The organism is Paucisalibacillus globulus DSM 18846, from assembly GCF_000482485.1.
Lineage (GTDB): Bacteria > Bacillota > Bacilli > Bacillales > Amphibacillaceae > Ornithinibacillus > Ornithinibacillus globulus.
The window spans coordinates 311753-329338 of record NZ_AXVK01000001.1 but is presented as its reverse complement, the minus strand read 5'-3'; the positions used below and the strand labels follow the sequence as shown (position 1 = coordinate 329338).

General features: G+C 35.1%; 15 protein-coding genes. 1 reads left to right on the top strand and 14 read right to left on the bottom strand.

What is annotated here, in order from left to right:
• Positions 1-8: 8 nt before the first annotated feature.
• The 4 genes from K332_RS0101760 to K332_RS0101745 form a co-directional block, all read right to left on the bottom strand.
• Positions 9-4220 (bottom strand): S8 family serine peptidase, encoded by a 4212-nt coding sequence (locus tag K332_RS0101760; protein WP_051359330.1) that lies wholly within the window; start codon positions 4218-4220, stop codon positions 9-11.
• Positions 4221-4889: 669 nt separating this feature from the next.
• Complete coding sequence (gene cyoE / locus K332_RS0101755; protein ID WP_026905876.1) at positions 4890-5786, bottom strand: heme o synthase; 897 nt, start codon at positions 5784-5786, stop codon at positions 4890-4892.
• A gap of 208 nt (positions 5787-5994) precedes the next feature.
• Positions 5995-6612, bottom strand: coding sequence for an NUDIX hydrolase (locus tag K332_RS0101750; protein WP_026905875.1), 618 nt, complete (start codon positions 6610-6612; stop codon positions 5995-5997).
• 29 nt (positions 6613-6641) lie between these two features.
• Positions 6642-7523 carry an aminoglycoside 6-adenylyltransferase gene (locus K332_RS0101745; RefSeq protein ID WP_026905874.1) on the bottom strand — a complete coding sequence of 294 codons (882 nt, stop codon included), beginning with the start codon at positions 7521-7523 and terminating at the stop codon, positions 6642-6644.
• A 322-nt stretch (positions 7524-7845) separates the two neighbouring features.
• On the opposite strand from K332_RS0101745, the gene K332_RS0101740 reads away from it, so the two are divergent.
• On the top strand, positions 7846-8388 hold the full coding sequence (locus tag K332_RS0101740; protein WP_026905873.1) for a cysteine hydrolase family protein: 543 nt from the start codon (positions 7846-7848) through the stop codon (positions 8386-8388).
• Positions 8389-8431: 43 nt separating this feature from the next.
• Here the strand turns inward: K332_RS0101740 and K332_RS0101735 are convergent, their stop codons facing one another.
• The 10 genes from K332_RS0101735 to K332_RS24650 form a co-directional block, all read right to left on the bottom strand.
• The gene (locus K332_RS0101735; protein WP_026905872.1) at positions 8432-8632 is read right to left on the bottom strand and encodes a cold-shock protein; all 201 of its coding nucleotides are present in this window, start codon (positions 8630-8632) and stop codon (positions 8432-8434) included.
• 265 nt (positions 8633-8897) lie between these two features.
• Positions 8898-9941 carry a hypothetical protein gene (locus tag K332_RS0101730; RefSeq protein ID WP_026905871.1) on the bottom strand — a complete coding sequence of 348 codons (1044 nt, stop codon included), beginning with the start codon at positions 9939-9941 and terminating at the stop codon, positions 8898-8900.
• A gap of 97 nt (positions 9942-10038) precedes the next feature.
• Positions 10039-11013, bottom strand: coding sequence for an alpha/beta fold hydrolase (locus K332_RS0101725; RefSeq protein ID WP_245604617.1), 975 nt, complete (start codon positions 11011-11013; stop codon positions 10039-10041).
• Positions 11014-11062: 49 nt separating this feature from the next.
• On the bottom strand, positions 11063-11794 hold the full coding sequence (locus tag K332_RS0101720) for an ABC transporter permease (RefSeq protein ID WP_026905869.1): 732 nt from the start codon (positions 11792-11794) through the stop codon (positions 11063-11065).
• Complete coding sequence (locus tag K332_RS0101715; RefSeq protein ID WP_026905868.1) at positions 11795-12505, bottom strand: ABC transporter permease; 711 nt, start codon at positions 12503-12505, stop codon at positions 11795-11797.
• On the bottom strand, positions 12502-13413 hold the full coding sequence (locus tag K332_RS0101710; RefSeq protein WP_026905867.1) for an ABC transporter ATP-binding protein: 912 nt from the start codon (positions 13411-13413) through the stop codon (positions 12502-12504). The genes K332_RS0101715 and K332_RS0101710 overlap by 4 nt, the downstream gene beginning before the upstream one ends.
• Positions 13414-13557: 144 nt before the next feature.
• Positions 13558-14904: a HAMP domain-containing sensor histidine kinase gene (locus tag K332_RS0101705; protein ID WP_026905866.1), complete on the bottom strand. Its 1347-nt coding sequence runs from the start codon at positions 14902-14904 to the stop codon at positions 13558-13560.
• The gene (locus K332_RS0101700) at positions 14901-15569 is read right to left on the bottom strand and encodes a response regulator transcription factor (RefSeq protein ID WP_026905865.1); all 669 of its coding nucleotides are present in this window, start codon (positions 15567-15569) and stop codon (positions 14901-14903) included. The genes K332_RS0101705 and K332_RS0101700 overlap by 4 nt, the downstream gene beginning before the upstream one ends.
• A gap of 218 nt (positions 15570-15787) precedes the next feature.
• Entirely contained in the window at positions 15788-16243 is a 456-nt protein-coding gene (locus tag K332_RS0101695) for a DinB family protein (protein ID WP_026905864.1), read from the bottom strand.
• Positions 16244-16342: 99 nt separating this feature from the next.
• Positions 16343-17482 (bottom strand): PcsB-like coiled-coil domain-containing protein, encoded by a 1140-nt coding sequence (locus K332_RS24650; RefSeq protein WP_026905863.1) that lies wholly within the window; start codon positions 17480-17482, stop codon positions 16343-16345.
• Positions 17483-17586: the final 104 nt, after the last annotated feature.

Sequence of the window (17586 nt, the reverse complement as noted above, 5' to 3'; positions counted from 1 at the left end):
AAAGGTGATTAATTGTTAATGTTTAGTTTACCTGCAGCTTTTGCTCGAGTCTCATTACCGAAGTCGTCAACTGCAATGACCTCAATAACTGCTCCATTTCCTTTAATTCCACCTGGTACTGTCCAATATGCAACATAATGACCCTCACTCGTTTCAACCACAGGAAGTTCAGTGGCATTGGAAGTCTTCATATTTGTTAAAGGACTGTGTACAACAAATGAAGCGTCTAGACCAGATTCACTGTCAAATGTAATCATTACAGTCTGACCTACTTGTAGATCTTTATCTTCTGTTGGTGTCACATTTTCGATTTCAGGAGCAGTGAAGTCTGCCAATACTGTTACTACTTTAGTTGTCGTGTTACCAGCAGCATCAGTTGCAACCACCTCTACTGTATTTTCACCTTCATCAAGTAATATACGTTTCGAGAATTGACCATCTTCAACTGAAGCCTCTTGACCGTTTACAGTTAAAGAAGCAAAATTTGTGTCATTTGCTGTTCCTTTAACTGTCAATGTTTCACGATTGGTTCGATCACCGTCTTCAACATTAGAAAGACTTAGCTCTGGTGCAATTGTATCTAATGTAACTGTGACCGTTTCGGATTCCGTTGCTTCCTCACCATTAACCATCGTTAATGCTTGAAGTTCGTTTTCACCTTCTGTTAATTCGATATCAAGGCTGAATGTTCCTGTCTCATCGATGTCTGCAGTACCAACTTCTGAGCCGTTGTTTAATAGGCTTAGAGAAGTAGAATTGGATGCAGTACCTTCAACAGTAACTGAAGCCTCATTTGTGAATTCCCCATTGGCTGGTGATGTAATGACCGGGTCACCTACACCGTATGCAACACGAGCACGAATCATATAGTTACCTTCCGCAACAGGTGATGCAGACCAAGCTCCACCAACTAATTGATAACTTCTTCCGGCATTTGGACTACTTTCATCCGTTGCTAATCCAGGTGAATTCGGATTGGCAATTGTCTGAATATAAACCATATAGAAGTCACCAGTTACTTGGATGTTATGCTCTCTTAAATCTACAACTGTCTGCTGATTCAGATCACGAATTGCATCTGCCTCAATTGGACCAGCTAATTTTTCAGCTGGCATTCCATCTTCACCAGCACTCCAAACTTCAACAGCAAACGGCGTTCCACCTGGTACTGGCCAATCTGTACCATGGAATTGGAATACACCATCTGTTACGATAGCTTGTTCTTGTCCTTCTGGAAGTGACATTTTAACAGCCCATCCATTGCCTGCATCATAGAATGAACGAGCATTTTCAGCCGTACCATCGTCATATCCAATTTCTCCACCTGGGATAGTAAAGAATGGTTCTAAAGCAATATCTAATGTTTTGTTTTCATCGAATGTTACTTCCAGCTCTTGACCATAATAGTCAGTCGCAAGAACTTTTATAGTATATGTTCCTTCATATGCAGTAATGGAGAAGTTTCCATTTTCATCTGTCTGAACAGGTTCCACGTTAGCATCCTCAACAAGTAAAAGAGTAGCTCCCGCAATAGGGTTGCCTGACTTATCACTTGTTATTGTACCAGACACGGTAACTTTTGGTAATTCTTCAAGTACAAAGTTTGCAGTTGCAGCCTCATCTTGATTCACAGTTACAGCTTGTTCCTTCGCTCTAAAGCCATAAGTTTCAGCTACTAATGTATAATCACCAGCTGGGAGCATAAGCGAGTACGATCCATCTTGTGGATTAGTTGAAACAGAGCGTCCGTTTTCAAGTACAGAAACTGTTGCATCAAGTGGTAGACTATTTAATTGATTGTCAGCACTTACTGTAGCGTCTTTAGATTCCGACTTTTTGTCTAGTGCTGTTTCTTTTGCCTTTTCATTTTGTTCACTTTTTTTCGTATTAGCTTTTTCGGCAGTATTGCTCTCTAGATTTAGTGATGTATCGGATAACGCAACATCATCAATATACCATCCATCTCTACTTACGCTTCCATCGGAATACGTATAGAAACCGATATAAACGCGCTCACCTTGATAATCAGCTAAATTAAATTCTTTGCTAGCCCATCCTTCCGAAGCGCCAACAAACTGTTCAAGGGTAGTCCAGTTTTCCATATCGTTGGAAATAACTAATTCACCATAATCCCAAGCCCTACCTGAAGAACTGATTTCAAAGTTATGCCAACTCTTGAATTGTATAAAGGAATCCCCTTCTGCTGGAACATCAATTGGTGGCATGACTAGATGATTACTCATATTAGCAACATACGGACTATCTAGATCAGTAGCATAGAGATTTTCACCGGAATATGCTTCACCTGGTCCTGAAGTAGGTGTTCCCCACTCCCATACATTGTTATTGCCAAGCTTTTGCCAACCTAATGGGTTAACTTCAAAGTCTTCAAAGTAACCATTAGTAATCCCAGCTTTAACTTCAACATTGTGAGAATCACTTACTACTTCGTTATTACCAAAGTCATTGATGACCCAGTTGTATGTGAAAGTACCTACCTCAAGGGAATCCCCTGGTATTGTAACTTCATAAACACCAGCTTTAAAGTTACCAGATACACGCTCAGCATCTACTGTTTCATCACCATACTGAAGTTGTACAGAAGTGACACTAATGTTATCACTTACATCAACACTTAATGTTAAATCAAGACCAGCATATGTTTCTGATGGCACAGTATGTTCAAATGTAGGTGCTTCTGTATCTTCACCATCCATTGTCACTTGACCTTGAACAGAACCTAAACCATCTGCAATTGTAGATACAGCAGCAAATGCATCCACTATTCCGTATCCATAACCATTGTTTGGACTCTCTGGATATTCACTGTTTGTCATTGAATCTGCAGTATCCATCAATAGTTGTTCAATATCATCAACTGACATGTTTCCGTTTGCAGAACGTAATAGTGCAACGACACCAGCTACTGCAGGTGCTGCCATAGAAGTTCCGTTATAATTAGCATAGCCTCCACCTGGAACTGATGAGCGAACCGCTACACCCGGTGCAGATACATCTGGCTTTATTTCATCATATGGAGAAGGACCTTCTAATGAAAAGTTAGCAAGATTGTCATTAATATCAGTTGCACCGACAGCAAATGATTCTGGATAGTTCGCAGGAGTTGCTACTGAACCAGGTCCACCAGGATTAAACAATGTTGTATTTCCTGCAGCAAATACTGGAAAAATTTGTGCAGCACGCCAAGCGATTACAGTATCGCGATACCATTCGTCAATACCTGATCCGCCACCCCAAGAGTTGTTAACTACATCTGGAGCTTTCGAAGCATCTCCACCAGGTGCCATAATCCAATCTGCAGCAGCTAATAAATCAGCATCATAAGCACCATCAGCAGTAAACGCTTGTACAGCAATCCACTTAGCTCCTGGTGCCACCCCAACCTGATTAGAACCATCTGACTCACTACCAACCATCGTACCCATTGTATGTGTACCATGACCATCAACATCATATGGCGTAGTTTGTCCATTTACTGGATCAAAGAAGCTATAAGTATGGTCAGCTTCACCAGTGGCAGCATTATATCCACGATACTTTTCTTTCAATGCTGAATGCTCCCATTCAACACCAGTATCAATGTTTGCTACTACAGTACCTGCACCGTCAATTCCTAGTCCCCAAACCGCCGGAGCATTAACACGTTCTACACTCCACTCGATATTTTGAGGTTGCGCCTTTGGAGTTTCTTCTACCGCTAAGCCTTTAAATAATTGACGCTTTTCGTTTGGTAGGACTTTTTCTACTTCTTGGAATGTAGCAATTTTTTCGGCTACTTCTTTAGTAGCAGTTACAGCCATACCGTTTACAACGAAAAATTCTTTAATATCTTTTACATTTCCTTTTTCAGCTTCTGCCTCTAAAAAGTTTTTAACTTTTTGTTGTGAAGCAATCGCTGTTGCTTTTAGTTCAGAGATTACCGCTGAACGCTGAACTAATTCTTGGTTAAAAGCTGAAAGATTAGCACTTTGGGCTTTTGCAAGTGATTCCTTTGCAATTTTCATCGGATCAGCTTTTTCTTTAAATTTAATTAAGAATGTGACCTTCTCATTTTTATCGAATGCACTCATCAAACTATTACTTACTTTTGCTTCTACAACTTCTTTAGAATCAACTAGTGACGTGTGTGGTGAAGTGTTCTTTGATGAACTATTTGCTTCCGCACCTGCAATTGCTGGTGTAAATAACGAGAAAACCATCAAGATTGTAGCAATGATACTAAATCTTCTTGCCTGTTTTCTTCTCTTCAAGAATATTCCTCCCCTAAAAAATTTTGATAAATTAAAAAACCACACTTGCCTCCTTTCTTTAAAGTTGAGACCATGTCTGGTTTCTAAGATGCTAGTCTAGTTGCTGTAATCAACTATAAGCTATTGGGTTTGTCATATTCAGTCGAACTTTGTAATTGTTTTCAGAATATTTACAAAATGAATATTTATTCCTAGGATGAGCTTTCACCTTAATGAGTAAATAGTTTTATTTTATCGTATAATAATCTCCTTATTTCTACATAATACCTGGGAATTTTCTATATAGTTCTATACCACCAAATTACAACTTTCCCATATAATGAAATAAAAATAATAATAAAGTCATACATGTATTTGAATTTAAATGCAATATTGACTTTATTCTTTTCATTTCTGCCTTTATTTTATTAAACTCAATCCAAAGGTCTTAGATTAAATTCATCTAAACATTACTATTTTCCCAGCCATACTTTACATGTTGCTGTAGGATAGAAATTGTACGGTAGATAGAATTGATAACTGATTCCTATGAACCGTTTTGAATTTAACAATAATCGATTAGAAAATACCTTTATATAAAAAGAAAAAGTCCACCTAGGTGAACTTTTTTTAAAAAAATTATAAATTAAATATAATTCCCATTAGCGAATAGATAATGATAGTAGAAAACATTACTGTCATATATAAAAGGGAGTATATAAATAATGTCTTTGCCCATTTCTTTGAATCTTCTTGACGAAAGGCAACAATACTAATTATTAGCCATAATCCCCCTAGAAGTAACCCAACTAGCATTAGCCCGATACTTAATGAGCCTAACAAGAAACTGGCCAAAATCATAATAATTAAATAAACGTTAGTTTGATAATATGTCCGCTTAATCCCTTTTACAACTGGAAGCATTGGAACATTCGCTGCCTTATAATCATCGTGCCTGCGAATTGCAATTGCATAAAAATGGGGCATTTGCCATAGTATCGCAATAACAAATAAACCGAGAAGTGCTGGATGTGAAATATCCGGATAAATTGCCGCCCATCCAATTAATGGAGGTACTGCTCCAGATAGACTCCCTATTTCCGTATTCCAAATTGTTCTTCTTTTGGTCCACATTGTGTAAGGAACAACGTATAAAAATAACCCTAAAAATCCTAATAATGCTGCTAACCAAGTTGATAAAGCTAAGCTTCCCACACCCAGAACAGTCATTATAATCGCAAGCCACAAAGTCATTTTGATACTTACATCACCGGTTACTGTCGGTCTTACTTTGGTTCTTTCCATAATCATATCGATATCTCGATCGTATATGTTATTGAATGCACCTGCAGCAGCAATAATTAAAGCAGTCCCTAATGTTGCATAAATCATTTCAGGTATTTTCTCAGTTAGGTTATAATCATATGTGAACATAGCTAAAGTTAAGCCAGCAAACATAGGAATAAGATTGGATTTCACAATTCCAATTTTTACTGTTTTTTCTAATGTTGATTTAATTTCCTTGAATTTACTCATGTTACGCTTTAATTTCCCTTCTATTAGCCCCACATTGTTAGGACTAATTTCCTTGTGTACTTTAAACATTGTAACATTTCTTGTCGAATATTTCTCAAGTAAAGTAGCACTAATTGTTGAACAATGTAATTTTACCTCAATTTATGCATTACTAGTATATTATTCTGCTGCATAAGTCAATGTCGAAGCTCATTCCAGCACACTCCCACTAATCAAAAGCAACTGGTTTTTCGGGGTTTTTTAGGTAATCAAATAACATACTTAGTTGCGATTTTGTATTTCTTGCAATTGACAGTTCTGGTAACTCATTTTCTGCAAAGAAATCTACTTGATTAGTTTCTAATCCGATTTGAGGTTCACCACTTACAATTTCACATTGAATAAACATTTTATATACATGGTAAGCAGACGGTGGGTGTGGATGATATTTTTTGTCTAACACTGCTAATAATTTAATAGGCTTCACCTTAAAACCTGATTCTTCATTTACTTCCTTCACTGCGACTTGGCCTGGCGACAGTCCAATGTCCGCCCAACCTCCAGGTAAAGCCCATTTATTATCCATGTTTTCTCGGACCATTAATATTTTATCTTCTTGGAAAACGACTGCTCGAATATCTACTTTCGGCGTTGCATATCCAGTTTCATTTGCAAATAAATCCTTGATTATCATTTTGTCCATACTCGTTTGTTTCGCCAAAATTTTTAAACTAATATTTCTAATCTGCTCAAATCGCTCTATATCAAATTTATCTTTTGAATACGTCAATCCTGCTTGCGCAATAGATTGAAGTTCTTTAGCCCATGTTAGCCAATTTGGCTCCATTTCGACCATACCTCCATTCACCATTACTATCAAAATATCCCTTCAGCATCCTTCGATAGTTCCCTTACTCTTCTTAAATAATTCATCATGTTTCGATCATCATCCTGTATATAGTCAAAGGTTAATTTATGTGCGACATCTTGTGCTAACAACCGAAACAACTCGCAAGCAATAAATACAGCATCCCAATTTTTTTCATAATCGTCACCTGAATATGTGTGTCGATACATACTCCAATATTTGTTTGGTAAAAAATTTTCAAAATACTTCCCCATCTTTCCCGGCGAAACTTGAAAATCATGCTGCATTCCAATCCACCAAGAAACCATTTGGTCTAGTCCTGGCCGTATGACTAATTCAAACATCTGCTTCGCATAGGGAAGTTCCTCACGCCAAATACCTTTGGCTACATTTTGCATACACCACCAAAAATCATTACAAACACTAAAATACTGAATTTTTGTTGGATTCCTCGTCCAATAATCTTTATCATTTGATGGAGGGATTGCTGGTAAACAACTGTCCTTATCTAATAATGGTATAGTTAAACTATCCGTTTTATATGTAGTTAGCATGTAATCTTCCGTTTGTATATGTAAATCCAATCGATTCCCATCTGTAAACAGCATCAAATATCCGTAGTTCTTATTTAAATCTATCTCTCCACCTAAAGCTTTAATATTTTTCTCAGGTTCTTGAAGCATTAGAAGCTTACCAAAACGATCAATCCAATTATCTTCAGATACAATTGACTTTACCTCACTCACAACATAAACTATATCATAATCTTGGAAAATATCCTTTGGTGCATTTGGATTTGTCCGAGAACCATTCATGTATACCGCTCTAACTCGACTATCATCCTTTGCAATACCAATAATCAATTCAAGCATTTCATTACTTGTCCTCATTTTTAACCTTCCTTTCTTATTCGACTGGGATAATCCGTTAATGTAAATTAATAATGCTATAAACTAGAGGTTAGCAATATGTGTCATGTAGTCCATATAGTAGGAATTATGAAATTATTAATAATTATATTTTACCATTTATTTACTAGACTTCCTTACCAAAAGTGTGAATTATATTAACTTATTGTTAATAATCTAGCAGGAATTTTGTCGATTCATCCCGAATGTAATATATGTAGTCGTCTAAAAAGCGAGGAGGAATCATCCGATGTATACAAATTTCCTTTATTCACCAAATGTTAAAGTAGAAAGGATATAGGATATGAAAAAAGCATTACTTGTAATCGATGTCCAAAATGGAATTGTTAATTTTAAGGATTTTAGTGAAGAACTGAAAATAATAGAACAGATAATTAAAGATTTTAAGGAAGCAAAGAATCCTGTTATCTTTGTTCAACATTTCGACAGACAGAAAGAAAGCTCACTCCATTGTGATGCTGAAGGTTCGAAGTTATATCCAAAATTAAAAGACTATGCAGATCTTGTAGTGAAAAAAGAATCACCAAGTGCCTTTTTCAAAACAAATCTTGGTAGTATATTAGATAAACTTGGTGTAGAACAACTCTTTATTACTGGTTTCAATACAGAGTTTTGTTGTATGTTTACAGCAATATCTGCTTATGACAGAGGATATAAAGTTACTTTTATCGAAAATGCAACGGGAACTTGTAATATAGGCGATACCTATGAAATGAATGATTTAGACATCAGAGATTTTGTCGGAACGGTACTCCATTGGTCAGAAGCAGTTGAAGTATTAGATTTTGAAGAATATAACGAAGTATACCAACATATTAACGCATAATAAAAAATGCTCTCCTCACATTGGAGAAGAGCATTTTTGGTTATTATAATTTAGTAACGTTTGCTGCTTGTGGTCCACGGTTACCTTCAGTGATTTCGAAAGAAACTTGTTGACCTTCTTCTAAAGTTTTGAAACCTTCGTCTTGAATTGCTGAGAAGTGTACGAATACATCGTCTCCACCTTCAACTTCGATAAATCCAAAACCTTTTTCTGCGTTAAACCATTTTACTGAACCTTTGTTCATTAAAAAAACCTCCATGTGCTTACTGTAGCACGATTATTACTAATTTCAGTTCAAGATAATAATTCAAGACGAAGATAACCAATAGAAAGTTATTACATAAATCTTGTATTGCTAGCGCGAACATCAATGAGTTAATTACAGTATAACACGGATTAAAAATAAAATATACCTCTTTGTAAAATAAATTATGGAATATTTATTATTACAAGCACAAGGCTGGGTAGAAATTACTCTTTAAAGGATTGTACCAGCCTTTAAATACTTTTTATCTTTTAACTTTATCTTTTAATATCTTCATAAAATCAGCTACCTCATCAACTCGAATAGCAACTCTGCTGTATTCCCGTTTTACCCCCATCAGTAATACAGCCTTTGTCGGTTGCTTTAATTGAAGGATTACAGTTGGTTTAACAGTTTCAAAATCTTTAGCTATAAATTCAATTGTCTTTTTGGTCGACTTTTTTTCCAACTCTTCTGGTATATCAATTATCTTTTCAATATTAGTCCAGCTGATTTCCATTCGCTTCATTAAACCAAGAGACAGATATAGCTTCTCATCCGTAACGAGCATTGGATTTAATCTCAGTGCTTGTATATCACCGATTAATAAAATCAAACCATACATATTTAATATCAAAAAGATGATAGAGACTATAGGTGCCACACTGTGTAGCCACCAGTGTAAACCAATTGATTCGAAAATTATGGCATGTATCAACATTATTTGAAAGGCAATTGCACTAGATTTTCGATGTAATGTAAACGTAAATTCATTTTTAGGAGCATGGGTTTTCCAAGTAGCAAATGCGTAATAAAACATTAACATTTCTGAGCAAACAATATGTATAATTGGCTTATTTTTTAGCTTTTCTGTTATCGCAAGGTGGAAGGAAAATAATACCGGCAAAGAACTTTTCTTTACCGATTGAATAATTCTAGGTAAATAAATCATAAGTGAAAAGACTAGTGATAGCTCTACTAATACTAGTAGTCCTTCAACGCCAAATCCAACCCAAGTAATTACCTCAAATGGGGATAAATACTTCATGGGAATAAAGAATCTAGTTAAAATAAGCCCTGCAGCAAGTACCATCACAATAAATTTCAACTTCCATTTTCGTGTCCATGCAATTAATAAAATCGGGGATATAATGGATAGGTCGATAATGGATCCAATTACTACTCCATTGGAATTTGCAGGGATAATTCCATTTCCAAATGATGTATAATACAAAATTAAATTTGAAGATAGTACAAGCAGTAACAAGAATAGAAAACCATACCGAAGAAATTCACGCTTAATTACCATGGGCGTCCTCCCTAACATTATTCAATAAGCTATAAACCTATCGTAACAAATTCTTATGATAGGTAATACTATTAAATTGTCTATTACGTGAACATCCTTATTTATTATCGATAGATTTAATAAACTGGTTCACATACTTCCCCATTTCATTGAACCTTGTCCAATGAAGGTAATGATGCCCTTCAAATGTAATAATTTTACTGAAAGGAGTTTCTGATAGCTGTGTTTCGTAAAACGTTACATTCGTTCTACCATCTTCTGTTTCCTTGACTTCTTGCCTTGTAAAAAATAATGTTGGAAGCTTAGGTGGAAATTTCATTTTGTCAGTTTTGGCAATATTATTGGTTATCTCATTTGCCTCACCAATAATATTCTTATTGTAGCCCTTCCATGCTGTTATAGCTTTTGTCATTCCTATATTCCCCTTAGAATATGTTCCATCTTCTGCAATAGGTAAGACATTTTCTGGGTTAAAAGCTACCATCAATCTAGCAATTCCTGATGGTGCCACGAATCTAAATAAACTTGGCATAGTTGGAACAACTTCATCAAAATACCCTGTTGCTTTTGGTAATGTCGTGTCAATTCCAATAACTGCTTCCACTTCATTAGGATATTCATTCACAAAATACATACTATATATTCCCGAAATGGAATGCGGCATCAGAATATATGGGCCCTCAATACCTGACTTTGTTAAGGCTGCAATTGTTTCTTCCACAATATTTTCCACCGTACGTTTTTTATCCGTTAAGTCACTCCAACCATACCCAAAGTTCTCAACTACTACTACTCTATGATTCATTGCTAATTCATTTATAAGAGGTTCAAAGTCTAGTACCGGCGCAGGCGTTCCTAAACCACTCCACAAAAGAATCGTATGGTCCCCTGATCCTTTAACAAATACATGCATTTCTTTACCATTCACTTCGACAAGTTGACCTAACGGTGGATATTTTTTCTTTTCATAAAATGACAGTACGTGATGAATAGCAAACCAAACTAAGAAGGCAACAACAATGTACACTAACATCTTCCTTAATACTAAGCCTATTCTCCATTTCTTTTTCATCTTAGACGAACTCCCCCTGTGTAAGTAGGCACATAGTATTTATTGAACGTTATACAGCTTTTCTTTGGAAGTATATGAATCCTCCAATAAAGAATAATAGAAAGCTTCCACCAACCACCATTAAAAGTTGTTCCCATGGAATAAAAAAGGTACTACTTGTGTCTCCACCGACATTCATCATAAATACAGGCTGTGCCCAAGGATAATATGGTCCAAATCGCTCCGAGTTAATGGCCAAAATTGTAGGTAGCGTAAAGATAACATTTACCGCAAAGGATCCTGCAAAGCTTTTAAATAGTAAAGACATCCATAGTTGTAATGCGACAAGTGGTAGAGTTGCAACCCAACCTCCTATAATACTCTTCCAAACGATTTCCATAGGAAAGGCATCCGTATAGCCATGAATTAGCCCAACAACCAATAAAGAACCAAGATATAACACCTGAATAGCCAGTATTAATAACATCAGCAGCATATACTTCGATACAAACACCTTTCCTCGTGTTACTGGTAAGGAAAGTAATTGTTTCCACCCTCCTGCTTGATGCTCATATCTACAAATAGTTGCAGCAAGAACCCCAGTTATTAATGGCAAAAATAATAAAGCATAAGTTAAATTCATCATTAATAAAGCACCAGTCCACTGGTTTACTTCATCTGGAAAAATACTTTCATTTCCAGTCAAACCAATTAGCAAGCCTACTAAAGGACCCGCTAATAAAATATAGATGATATTTGATTTACTTAATTTAAACCATTCTGATTGCAATAAGGAAAACATCTACTTCACGTCCCTTCTTATAAAATCTAGCATTCCAAATACATATATTGCTAAACCAACAGCTAATCCAAAACATGCATTTATTAATGGTTCATCCCACTGATTTTCTAATGATGGCCATTTCCAAATCATCCAGTCTGGTAAAAAGTAAGCCATGTAGGTCAGGATAACCCCTATTACCCCAAACGTAATTGGAATCCCTTGGTTTTGACTTATTATAGAAATCCACAACTGTAAACCAAGAATTGGCATCGAAGCAAGGAATGTATAAAAGCTATATTTAATTAAATCCAAGAAGAGAACCTCTCCTTCTAATCCTAGAAAAATGCCAAAGCATACAGAAAACAAAGTTAACAGACAAGTTGCAAATACTAATAATATTGTTAGTGTTGTATACTTAGACAAATAAACACTCCACTTTGAAACTGGTAAAGCAATAATTTGCTTCCATGAATTTGTCTCATTTTCAATGCTTGCCATAAATGAAGTCAAAATAACTATTCCTAGTACAAGCGCAAACGGTGTAAATGCATTTACATTTCGTATATAGTAAAACCAACTATAAGTGTCTTGCTGTATAAACCAATCCTTGCGTAATCCATAGTTAACCATCTGTAACGCAACAACGCCAAACGGACCTAAGACAGCTAGAAACCAAATGCCTTTTCTTCTTATCTTCATTAAGTCAGTCAGGATGAGTTTACCTATCATATTGCTCTCTCCTCTGTCGTCATTTGAAGGAAAGTATCCTCAAGTGTTCGTTTTTCTTCCTCAACTCGATAGATAGAAAAACCATTCTCTACAAGTAAACGCACTACCATTGCTACATTCTCATCTTTCCTATCCAACAAGGAAATGCTCTCCAATGAAAAGTCTGCTTCTATTCCATTCGATATGAGGAAATTCCATGCCATCTTACAATCATTCACTTTAAGTAAAATTTTATTTTGTGACTGCCTACGCATAACCTCAATAGAATCCTGAAAAATCATCTTCCCTTTAGAAATTATTCCGACATGATTAGCAATTTGATCAATTTCAGAAAGTAAGTGGCTAGAAATTAGAATTGTCATACCTTCTTCAGTTGCTAAACGTTTTATTAAATTCCGAATTTCGATAATTCCTGATGGATCTAATCCATTTGTTGGTTCATCTAAAATCAATAACTCTGGATTATTTAATAAGGAAGCAGCAATTCCTAATCTTTGTTTCATACCAAGGGAAAATCCTTTTACTTTTTTATTTCTGACATCAGAGAGACGGACAATTTTTAACACCTCATCTATCCGCTTTTTTGGAACCCCGTAAATCTTACGTAATGCTTCTAAATTTTCATAGGCTGTTAGGTGGGGATAGTAAGACGGATTTTCTACTAAGGAGCCCACTTTTTTCAAAATATCAATTCGTTCTCTAGTTAAATCCTTGCCAAAAATTTGTATAGATCCTAATGTTGGACGCATTAATCCTAACAACATTCGAATTGTCGTTGTTTTCCCTGCACCATTTGGTCCTAAAAAGCCATAAATCTCACCTTTAGGAATTTTTAAGTCCAAAGCTTCTACTGCATATTCTTTTCCAAATCTTTTCGTTAATTTATTCGTTTCAACAATATATTCCATTTCATATCACCTCTCTCTTAAGATTAGGTTAACAAGGTTAAAACTAAGTTAGTGGTTAGTTTAAATTTTGTTTAAAAAAATAAAGCAGATAGAGGTTTAATACCTCATCTGCTTCAATAGTTAACCTACTTGAGGGACACTCCCTCATCTAAATCGAATAATTTGTATGGATGTTCCTTGTTCACTAGATTTTATTTTCCAATCTAGATTCATCCCTTTAACCATCATATTGACGATAGTTAGCCCAATCCCCGCACCTTTTTCATGTGATTCCTGTTTCATTCCTGGTCCATGATCTGTAATTATAATTGAATCGTATTGTTCCCTTGATTCCGTTTTTACACTAATATATTTTCCACTTTTCGCATGACGTAATACATTTTGGAATAGATTATCCAATATTCTTTCCATCCATATCGGATCCATCATCCATTGTCCTAATGAATCCAATGAAACATCTATTTTAAACTCCTCTTTCTCAAAAGCTGGATACCAGGTTGCCACAGACTCCCTGACAAAGCGTGACATATCCATTTCTTTTGGATCATATTTATATTTGCTCGCCATTAATAAGGTATAGGACATTAAGTTTTCAATCAAACGGTCAATGTTAGTAATAGAAGTTTCGATTGCTTTAGCCGCCTGTTTTCCTTGATCTGATAATTCTTCCTGCATAATGGTATAGGATTGAGCACGAACTTTTGTTAAAGGAGTCCTAAGGTCATGAGATAAATTTGCAATTAATTCCCTACGAAGGTTTTCTTCTTGTTGTTGGCGTTTACGACTCTCTCTTAGCTCATCAACCATTTGATTATATGATTTTTCCAGTTCCCCAATCTCATCTTCTTTTTTAATTTCCACTTCAACTGGTAACCCATCAACATCACGAATCCCCATGGAATCCTGAAATTTTAATAAGCGCTTCTGTATACTTCTAAAAAATAAGAATGAAACAATAATAAATAGAAGTATAAAAGCAATAACACCAATTATAATTAAATATCCAAACCGCTCAGATGCTTTTAGTATCGGCGGATCAAAAGTATTTCTAGGAATTTCAATAACTATAAATCCATCCTTTTCTTTATCTCCAACAAAAGCTATGACGGTAAAGGGATTCCCATTATAACGTTCTTTAATAAAACTTGCAGTAAAGACAGGTGTCCATTCATCTGGTAACCCTTCTGTTGCGTCAATCTCCACTACTAGCTTCCCTTCCGCATTTACCCAAAACATGCCCGCCTCAGGATACTTTTCCTTCCAGTTCTTGAAAAGTTTCTCTATTTTATCATCTGTAATATTTTTCATATTACTAGCATCCCTGTGCCAATTATCTTCAACAACTTGAGTATCTACATCCTCATCATCTTGCAGATTAAAACCAAAAATCGCTATGGATCCAACTAGCAAATAGGCTAATTGAACCACTAAAATAGCAACAATAATGATAAGCATGTATTTTGCCAATAATGATTTCATAAAACGGTTCATAATTTCACCCGATAACCAATACCACGAATTGTTTCAATAATTGTTGGATTAGCTGGATTCTTTTCAATTTTTTCCCGCAAATAGCGAATATGTACCATCAAGGTTTTATCCCCGTCAATATATCGTTCACCCCAAACACCTTCATATATCTGTTCTTTTGTTAATATTTGATTAAGATGTTTAATAAAGAACTGAAATAAATGATATTGCTTACCAGTTAATAGAATTTCTACATCTGATTCATGATTAACTACTCGACCGTCTTTCGTATGTATGATTAAATGTTGTAGTTCAATCTTTTCATCTTGTTTATGAAACCTTCTTAATAATACTTCTATGCGAGCAACTAGCTCCTCAGGGTGAAATGGTTTGGTTAAATAATCATCAGCAAAATCCAATCCTTCTATTTTATCCTCAACTGAAGTCCGAGCAGAAAGCATTAAAATTGGTAAATCAGAGTGTTCTTTTTTTATTCTTCTACCGATTGAAAATCCATCCAACCCAGGAAGCATCACATCTAAAATAACTATATCAGATTTTGAAATATACGTATCGATATCTTCACCCGATGTCAACCAGATGACTTGATAACCTCTATCAGTTAAATCCTTGCTAACCCATTCCCCAATTTCCTTCTCATCTTCTATGTATAAAACCTGATTCAATTCCCCTCAACCTTTCTTTAATCTAGTCCCTAGGCACGTTACATATTTTTTATTGGTCTATTTAAATTCTAAATTATAACTCATCTGTTTTCTACGTTTCTATTTCAACAGTTAACTAAACAGCTGGTGGAATTGAGAATATCTTTTAAATAGACTATATTGAAAATCACTAGTAAAAAAACTCGCCAATTAATTTTAGGCGAGTTTTTCCATGTTACTTAGTTAACATCATAAACTTGTTTCATTACTTTTACTTTCCCTAACATTTCTGCTTCACGATGTGCAAGCATAATTAGTAGGTCTCCATGTGTTTCAATATGACCATAAGGCACTTTAAATTTCACATTGGATTTCCAGAAAAGTTCATCAAAATTATTAATTCTATTTTGTTGGTCCTCTAGCTGCTCCATCAACTCCTTAAGAGATGGTGCCTTAGTAGCCCAATCTGCAGATTTTTTATCAGAACTAAAAAGTTCTTTATATTTATCTGACAATTTAAAAGAATTTTTACTGACAAATAATAATTTCTCATTCATCAATAATGTATTTCCTATATACCAACGAATCGTATTATCAAAGTATTTTGATTCACGGTCTACTATCTCTTCATCCAATTCACTTATAAAAGTAAGTAAAGATGTTCTTGTAAGATTAAATTGCTTTAAAACTGACATTTTATTTCCTCCTTCTAACCATTCTTAGTATAAAGGAATCTACGAACAAATAAAAGAGATGTGACCACACTTGTAAGTGGGACACATCTCTATAAAAAATTATTGAATGGTAACTTTAACTTTTCGTACTCCCCATTTTAAAGCTTCCGCTCGCGATGGTACGAATACATCAATCTTATTTCCTTTAATAGCTGTTCCAGTATCACCAGCTATAGCATAACCATAACCTTCTACATATACAACTGAACCTAAAGGAATAACAGAAGGATCAACAGCGATAACTTTAGAATCTGGATTATCCTTCAAATTGATTCCTGTGTGTGTAATCCCAGTACAACCTTTACAATATGCTGTATATGCTGTAGCTGTTACGGTTAACGTTTTCCCATCTACATTCTTTATTGTCTCTTTGCTTTGACTTGAATCGTTGGAATCACTTGATTTATTAGCCAATAGCTCTAATTCTTTCTCTTTTTTCTTTCTTGCTTCCTCGGCTGCAATTTGGTTTTTGATGTCTGACTCCACACTAGCAAGACTGCTATCTTCTTTTTTTAATTTCTCTATAATAGATAATAATTCACTTTGCTTAGCCTCTAAAGTATTTCTACTTGCTTCATTTTGTTGTTTCTGCTGCTGAACAATTGCTAGTGTTTCTTCCTGTTCAAGCTTCATCTCATTTAATTCATCAAGTTTATTTAATGAAAGCAACTTTTTCTCTTCTACAGCTTTTATATCCGACTCTAAATTCTCGATTAAATCGGCATCAGATTGGGTAATTGTATTTACGGCGGTGATTCTACTTATAAAATCACTAAAACTTTGGGCACCAAATAATACTTCAAGATAATTGATAGAACCGCCTGATTTTTGATAAGAGGACATTCTCTCTTTTAAAATCTCCTGACGCTTTTCAATATCTGCTTCTAATTCCCTAATTTCTTCTTGTAGTTTACCTATTTCAACAATAGTATTCGTAATCTTTCCTTCTGTTTGATCTATTAATGTTTGATTTTTAGAGATTTCCTCATTAACTCGACTAATCTCATTATTTAATTCATCTATCTCAGACATAATAGTATCTATTTGAAGTTGTGCACCCGAAAGGTTCTTCTGGATTTGATTACGCTGATCTTTAATATCCTGCAATTCATCTTTTTCTGCAGCAAAGACATGAATACTACTAAATGCGGTTCCGAAAATAATTGAAATAGCTAAGGTAATTACAGTTAATCTTCTCAACTTTTTCCCCTGCTTTCTTCATATCTACTAGTAATTAGTCAAAACTACCAAGAAAAATTATAACATTAATAGATTTCATGCACTTTAGCATCATATTACAAGTT